Origin of the sequence: Actinoallomurus acaciae (genome assembly GCF_042429965.1) — a bacterium.
In the GTDB taxonomy this organism is placed as follows: Bacteria; Actinomycetota; Actinomycetes; order Streptosporangiales; family Streptosporangiaceae; genus Actinoallomurus; species Actinoallomurus acaciae.
This window is the reverse complement of the sequence record NZ_JBHLZP010000488.1, coordinates 1-5,976: the sequence shown is the minus strand read 5'-3', so window position 1 is coordinate 5,976 and position 5,976 is coordinate 1. Positions and strand designations below refer to the sequence as shown.

6 protein-coding genes and 1 riboswitch are annotated in these 5,976 nt (G+C 70.0%); all 6 genes read right to left on the bottom strand.

Going from position 1 to position 5,976, the window contains the following annotated elements:
- Positions 1–247: 247 nt before the first annotated feature.
- A complete protein-coding gene (locus tag ACFFNX_RS39575; RefSeq protein WP_378211289.1) occupies positions 248–1,579 on the bottom strand; it encodes a hypothetical protein in 1,332 nt (443 codons plus the stop codon).
- Between the two features lie 145 nt (positions 1,580–1,724).
- The gene (locus ACFFNX_RS39570; RefSeq protein WP_378211288.1) at positions 1,725–2,240 is read right to left on the bottom strand and encodes a C40 family peptidase; all 516 of its coding nucleotides are present in this window, start codon (positions 2,238–2,240) and stop codon (positions 1,725–1,727) included.
- A 580-nt stretch (positions 2,241–2,820) separates the two neighbouring features.
- Positions 2,821–3,801, bottom strand: a complete 981-nt coding sequence (locus ACFFNX_RS39565; RefSeq protein WP_378211287.1) for a C40 family peptidase — start codon at positions 3,799–3,801, stop codon at positions 2,821–2,823.
- A gap of 34 nt (positions 3,802–3,835) precedes the next feature.
- The gene (locus tag ACFFNX_RS39560) at positions 3,836–4,732 is read right to left on the bottom strand and encodes a C40 family peptidase (RefSeq protein ID WP_378211286.1); all 897 of its coding nucleotides are present in this window, start codon (positions 4,730–4,732) and stop codon (positions 3,836–3,838) included.
- Between the two features lie 132 nt (positions 4,733–4,864).
- Positions 4,865–4,998: riboswitch (cyclic di-AMP (ydaO/yuaA leader) on the bottom strand.
- A gap of 173 nt (positions 4,999–5,171) precedes the next feature.
- On the bottom strand, positions 5,172–5,387 hold the full coding sequence (locus tag ACFFNX_RS39555) for a hypothetical protein (protein ID WP_378211285.1): 216 nt from the start codon (positions 5,385–5,387) through the stop codon (positions 5,172–5,174).
- 37 nt (positions 5,388–5,424) lie between these two features.
- On the bottom strand, positions 5,425–5,976 hold a 552-nt coding region (locus ACFFNX_RS39550), incomplete at its 5' end, for an NYN domain-containing protein (protein ID WP_378211284.1).

Here is a 5,976-nt window from a genome sequence, read left to right as displayed (position 1 = left end):
ATCGCCACCGCCAGCAGCGCGCACAGAAGCACGGCGGCGACCGCCGCCCCGCGCCGATCCGGCGCGGGGCCGGGTTCCTCCCCCGCCTCGACCGCGACCGCCGGCCCGGCCGTACGACGTGCCCTCACCGCGTGCTCCTCCTCCAGGGTCTCACCGCGCGGCACCTCGCCGCGTCGCCGTCTGTCCCGTCGGCTCGCCGCCTTGTGGGGCAACGTTCGCCAGGGCTTCGAGACGGGCCCTGGCCGCGTCACGCCAGTTCCCGGCGGACGTACGCGCGCCACATGGCGTCGAACCGGTCGGTGCCGACGCCCAGGACGCTGCGGAGCGCGCGGTCCTGCAGGCGCGGGTCGCCCGAGTCCTCCGGCTCCGCCTCGGCCGTACGGTAGAGCCGTACGAGCCGGTCCTCACCGTAGCGTTCGGCGACCATGCGGCAGGCGAGCCACGCCTCCTCGTACGCCGCCGCGAGCGACTCGCCCGAGCCGGCGAACTCCGTGGCACCCGGCAGGGTGGACGGCACGCCGCTGGTGGCGATGAGGTCGGCCAGCTCGTGGCCGGCCGCCTTGGTCGAGACCCCGGCCTTCTTGTAGCCGACGTAGTCGGCGAGTCCCTCGATCAGCCACATCGGGGTCTTGCGGTCGCGCGCCCCGCCCATGGCGACGTGCACGAGTTCGTGGGTCAGCACGACATGCCGGCCGAGGGCGGTGAGCCGGCCGAACGCCGTGGGAGTGATGACGACGCGGTCCTCCCCCGTGCCCCGGCCACCCTCGTCGCCGGTGACCGCGGCCAGCGCGGCGATGTCGCCGAGGTTGCGCACGTCCCCCGCGAGTTCTTCGGCCTTCTGCTCGGTGGCGGGGACGAGCGCCACGACGTGCCGGGCCCACCGGTCGCCGACGACGCCGGAGACGATGCCGACCCCCTTGTCGAGGCGCGCGGCGATGTCGCGCAGCTCGGCGGTACGGGCGGCGGGGTCCGCGACGGCTCCGTCCTCGGCGAGCACGACGCTGCGGCGCCCGTGGACCACGGTGAGGCCGCCGCCGCTCCAGATCTGCGGGTCGTCGCGCAGCCCGTGCGCCGCGCCGTCGCCGGACACCGCCCAGCCGGCGCCCGGGCGCCGATCGAAGGTGAGATATTCGGTGTAGACGAGGTCACGGCGGTCGAAGCCGCGCAGCCGGTAGGTGAGCCTGAGGCGGCCCGTCCAGCCGTCGTCGGCCGCCACGGCGGGGCGCGTGTCGGCCAGGGATTCCCGCCAGACCGAGAGGGGCACCTTGGCCAGGTTGTCGAAGAGCGCCTGCTGCCCGGCACGGAACGCCTGGTCCGAGGGGTCGACGGTGGCGAGGAAGGCGGTACGGTCGCGGGCGAGAACGGCCCGCGAGCGGCGCTGGAGCAGGGAGTTCACCGTGGCGGCACCGGGAGCGGGCGCCGCCCCGGCGGCCGACCGGGAGGAGGCGGCGGCCCGGCTCTCACCGTCGTGGAACACGATGTAACCGACCGCCGCGACAAGGTTGGCCACGATCGCCAGCCCGGCGAACACGACCGGCGCGGTGGCCACACGCGAGTCTCCATTCCCCTTGGCCGGCATGCGCGCGATCCTAGCCGCCACGACGGAGTGCCCCGCCGATGGCACCGGCCGTCACCCGTCCGTCGCGGCGTGTTCGGCGGGCTCGTTCGGGACATGCCCGGCCGCCGGGGTGTTCCTCGGGCCCCGGCGGCCGGGTGCTTCAGGCTCAGTACGGGCGGGCGGCGCCGTTGAGGTGCGCCCGGTAGTAGCCGTTGATCAGCACCTGCTTGATGCGCGTGCCGGAATGGGCGGCGTGGATCATGTAGACCTTCTTGCCCTTGACCTTCGAGACAATGCCCGTGTGGCCGTCGCCGTAGAAGTACACCAGGTCGCCGGTGGCGAGGTCGGCGAACTTCACGTGCCGCCTGATGTGCCGGTGCTGGGCGTCCGCGGTGCGCGGGAGCCGTACTCCGGCCTTGCGGTAGACGTACCGCACCAGACCGGAGCAGTCGAAGCTGCTCGGGCCGCTGCCGCCGTAGCGGTACGGCTTGCCGATCTGTTCGTGGGCCACGGCGATCGCCTCCAGCCCGACCTTGTGTCGCTTGCTCCAAGACGTCTGCTTCGTCGTCGTGCTCGCGGCCGCCGTGGGGAGGACGACCGGGCTGACGGTCGTGGTGGCATCCGGTGAGGCGGCGGAGGCCGTCGAGGCCGTGGGCGCGAGGACGGCGCCCGCGGCCAGCACTCCGCCGACGAGGCGGATACGCGTCGGCGAAGCGGTCGAGGGGGTGCGAGACAGGGTTCTCTCCTTCCGTGTGCGCCTACCGGGTCGGCTGTCGGGTTCGGGCGGGAAGAAGCCGTCCTACGGTCCGCCCGGCGCACCACGATCCGCCGCCACGCGCCGCGCTGCGGTCCGGCTGTGATGACGCAGGCGCACCGACTCACCCCTGGGGATCCGCGCCTTCTGCGCGTATGTGGGTCCCTGGCTCCGCGTGCCCGCGGACTCGGCGCTCGCGGCCGCCTGACGCGCCCTCTCACGGGGCGGTTCCCGGCCGCTTATCTCTGCGTTTCGGAAAGACGCGAGGAGAACGCACCCGGCGGAATGTGTTCCACAACACATCCGAAGGATGGACGAATTCCCTCGCGGTGGCCGCATGCGACACAGGGGATGTATCGCATAACCCGGCGCACGCTAACAAGGCACCAATGAATGCGCAAATTTGCCGTCAGAGCGTACGAGAGGAATTACCTAAGGTGAATTAGCCCCGACCGAAACAGGCCCTCTGGGCACTGACGCACCAGAGGGCCTGTGATGTTCGGTTCGGTCAGAGCAGCTGGCCGCCGCCCTCGAACACCGAGGTGTACCAGGCCTCGCTCAGGCTGGAGACCTTCACCACATCGCCGGTGTGCGGCGCCTGGATGAACTTGCCGTTCCCGACGTAGAGGCCGACGTGTCCCAGGTCGTGGAAGAAGACCAGGTCACCCGGTTGCAGCTGGGACCGGGAGATGTGCCGGCTCGCGCTGTACTGGTTCGGCACGTAGTGGCTGAGGTTGATGCCGACCTGCTTGTAGGCCATCATCGTCAGGCCCGAGCAGTCGAAGGAGCTCGGGCCGGCACCGCCGAAGACGTAGGGCTTGCCGAGCTGCGCGCAGGCGTACCGCAGCACCGCCTCCCGCTTGCCGGTCGCGAGGATCGAGCAGTTGGCCTTGGACGAGCCCGGGTCGATGTTGGCGCCCAGCCTGTCGATCAGACGCAGCTGCTTCTTGATCGCCGAATTGGCCGCGCTGCGCTGCTTGTCGACCTGGTCCCTCTGCTGCTTGAGCTGCTCGGCCGCCTGCTCCGCCAGCGCCTTCTGCCGCTCCAGCCGCTGCGCGGACGCCAGGAACTGGGTCAGCTCCGCCGCACGGTTGCTGGAGACCTTGGTGAAGGCCGTCATCTGGTCGAGCACGGACTCAGGGTCCTTGGCCGACACGAACTGAGGGATGTCTCCCCCCGCGCCGCCCTCCTTGTACGCCGCGGCGGCGAGCTGGGCGACCCGGGTGTGCAGCTGGTTGAACGTCGCCTGCTCGACCGTGACGGAGGACTTGAGCGCCTTGAGGTGGCTCTGCGCGGCCTTCCAGTCCTCTTTGGCCTTGTTGTACTGGTTGGCCAGCTGGTCCACCTGGTCGTTGAGCTTGGCGAGCTGCTGCTTGGCGGCGCTCAGCGAGGGAGTGGGCTTGGCCTGCGCGGGGGCGGCGGGCAGGACGAGCCCGGCGACCACGGCCGCTCCGGCGGTGCCGACGATCCAGCGACTGGTTTTGGACATGGGTGAACGCTTCATCTCCACTGTTGTCAGCTCCCTACGGACGGCCCGCGCCGTAGAAGTTCGAGCTGTAGTAACCGCTCAGGCTCTCGATTTGGACGACCGTGCCCGTGTGCGGCGCGTGGATGAACTGGTTGTTGCCGACGTACATGCCGACGTGGTTCAGGTTGTCGAAGAAGACCAGGTCGCCGGGCTGGAGGTCCGAACGGGCCACGCGGCGGGTGGCGTTGTACTGGTCCGGCACGACCCGGGGAAGGCTGACGCCGGCGTTACGCCAGGCCATCATCACGAGTCCGGAGCAGTCGAAGCTGTCCGGGCCGGTACCGCCGTACTTGTACGGATCGCCCTTTTTGGAGTAGGCGTACTGCAGGGCGAGGCGCGCGGGGCCGGAGGCAGGCCCGGTGTAGGTGCCGCCATGGCTACCGGAGACGCCGCCGCCGAGCTTGTTGACCAGGGTCTGCGCCTGCGCGGCCTTCTTCTTGATGCTGTCGAGCTGCTTCTTCTCGCTCTTCAGCTTCGCGTTGAGGTCGGCGGCGGCCTGCTGCGCCTGCGCCTTCTGACGCTGCAGCAGCTGAGCCGCGTTGAGGAACTGGGTGACCTCGGCGGAGCGGTTGTTCGCTACCTGGGTGAACACCGAGATCTGGTCGAGCACGTCCGCCGGGTTGTTCGACGACACGAGGGTCGGGATGTCACCGGAGTCACCGCTCTTGTACGCGGCGGCGGCGAGTTGCGCGACCCGCTTGCGGAGCTGCTCGTAGGTCTTCTGGTCCTCGGCGACCGACTTGTTCAGCGCGTCGAGCTTCTTCTTTGCGGCCTGGCGCTGTTCTTTCGCCTTGTTGTAGATGTTGTCCTGATGGTCAATCTGGGAATTCAGCTTCGCCAGCTTGGCCTTTACCTCTTTCAACGTCGGCTTCTGCGCTGCCTCGGCGGGCATGACAGGCAGCACCAGCGCTGCCGATGCCGCTACGCACAGGGTCGCCAGGGCACGCGCCCCGACCCTGCCTCCCGGCAGCCAACCGGCGGTTCCGCCACCGGCACTGCGCTCTGTTGCCACGGTTGCGGCACGCCCCTCTCCCAAGGACCGCCTACCGGGTTAGCTGACGGATTCGGACGTGGAAGGCGCCCTACGGAACGCGAACGCTCCGATTCACCCCTGGAACCTGGTTCCCCGGCTCGCACGGCAACGGGTGACCTGGGAAGGTCCCCGGGGGTGCCGTGACGACTCGGCGGGAGCCCGTCGCCGTCGCCTGGGGGGCGACGAACGAGCGACTGACTCAGCGCGTGAGACTAGTCAAGTATCACCCTGGTAACAACCGCTTCTACGGGAATACTCGCAATTTCCGTCAATCTGGCAGCAGGGCGCACACGCGCGATTACGACGCGCGCCCATCGGAGATCGTCAGGCGGAGAGGAGGAAGCATGCCGCCCTCCGCGAGAACATCCAGCGCACGGCGCTCGCCGTCGCTGATCTCCACTGCCTCGACCGGGTCATTGAGCATGAACGAGACCACGCAGTCCGCGCAGCCGACGTTGCGTACCTCACACTTTTCGCAGTCGATGAGCATCGTGCCTCCTCGTGTCGGCGTCATGACACAGACGGTAGGACGAGGCACTGACAGAACCGGTTCACGTACGGCTGAGGCGCCTCAGCAGCAGTGACGCGGGCGCCGGCCGCGCGTCGGCGCGGCGGGCGGCGTCGCACACCTCCTGGTCGGAGGAGATGACCACCACCGCGCGTCCGCTCGGCTCCGCGCGTACGAGCTGGCCGATGAGGTCGTCGGCGGTCTGGCCGGGCGCGCTGAACAGCACGCGCACCCCGCGCGGCGCCTGCACCGCGACCGGGGCGTCCAGCTCGGCGCCGTCGAACACGACGGTGACCTCGGCCTTGGTCTGGGCGTGCAGGACGCCGACGCCCGACACGAGGCGGGACCGCTGGTCCGACAGGGGAAGGTCGCCGTAGCCGGTCTTGGTGACGTTGTACCCGTCGACGATGAGGTGCACCTGCGGCAGCATGAGGAGCTGGTCGAGCAGCGCCGGGTCGCTGTCGGCCAGCGCACGGCCCGGCAGCGTGCGGTGACCGGGCCGCTGGGGCTCGACCGCGACGACGGTGTCGGCGGGCCGGGTGATGCCGGGCGGCAGCCCGATCTCCTCGCGCAGCCCGCGCGCCGCGTCGGTCAG